The 1,282-nt window shown below is 39.3% G+C and carries 1 protein-coding gene; it reads left to right on the forward strand.

The annotated features are described in order from the left end of the window. Nucleotides 1-74: 74 nt before the first annotated feature. A partial coding sequence (locus HHU12_RS36110; RefSeq protein ID WP_169661155.1) for an ATP-dependent DNA helicase occupies nucleotides 75-1,282 on the forward strand: 1,208 nt, incomplete at its 3' end.

The raw sequence follows: 1,282 nt of genomic DNA on the forward strand, positions 1-1,282 counted from the left end.
ATTTCAAAGAGCTGGTGATTTCTGAAATTGAAGCCATGGAAAAGGATAATGATCTCTGTACTAGAATGAAGTAAATGGGTGAATTGGAAATCAAATGCTATTATTCTAAATCCCTTTTTTATGATGAATTGAACACTGCCAAGATCGTTAAGTCCTTTTTAAAGGAGAAAGTAAATGTGGATGCTGAGCGTGTAAAAAGATGGCTGGATTTATTCCATTCCAAACAACAATTTCCTCTGAGTGATGAACAGTTTGATGCCGTTTACGGGGCAGTTCAACAATCTTTTTCGATCTTAACCGGCGGTCCTGGATGTGGTAAAACGACGACAACGAAGGCTTTGGTAAAATTACTTTTAGCCATGAAAAAACGTGTGCTGTTAGCCGCTCCTACAGGTCGTGCGGCACAGCGTATGGGAGAAGTAATTGGAAGAGAAGCACAGACCATTCACCGCCTATTAGTATGGCAACCCAATACGGGACAATTCAAAAAGAACGAAGAAGATCCTTTGGAAGTGGATTTTATCATTATCGATGAATGCTCTATGCTTGATATTTCCATTTCAGCTTCACTGCTTAAAGCTATTCCAAAATCTGCCCAAGTACTCTTTATCGGCGACCCTAATCAGTTGCCTTCCGTGGGGGCCGGAAATGTATTGAAAGATTTGATAGAAAGTGAAGTAGTTCCTTGTTTCCATCTTAAAAAAGTGTTCCGTCAGGCACAGGAAAGTCAGATTATCAAGTTTGCCCATCAAATCATAAAACGACAAATTCCTAGGATAGAATCCCCTATCAACTCTCCTAAAATATGGGAAGAAAATATGGATTGCTTATTTATTGATTCGGATGAAGCGACAAAAGAGCAAACGCAATTCATCAAGAAAATGACACAATCCATGAAGTATGTGATCCAAAACGAAGGAGTTGCTTTTGTCAAAGAAAAAGGTGCTGATGGAGAGGACGACACTTACAAATCCGTAATCCAAGAAGACGATATTTATATTCACAACACTTCTGAAAACGAGATAGAAGAAATCAGAAAAACGGGTGGAAGATCTTTTGTATTCCATATTCCTAATCATTACTTGCATGCTGATCTGCAGACTTTGATTCAATCGGAAGACCACGCATCTGCACTGAAAACCATTATGGAAGAAATTCACCCTTGGTCGAGTTTGCATTATGGATTTGTGGCTTCGGAAATGGTCGTTCGGCTTTATGGCAAAACCATTAAAGAAAAGGTGGGGGCTAATTTAGAAACCCAAATTCTTACACCAATGACCGT

The sequence above is a fragment of the Flammeovirga aprica JL-4 genome (genome assembly GCF_012844305.1).
Lineage (GTDB): Bacteria > Bacteroidota > Bacteroidia > Cytophagales > Flammeovirgaceae > Flammeovirga > Flammeovirga aprica.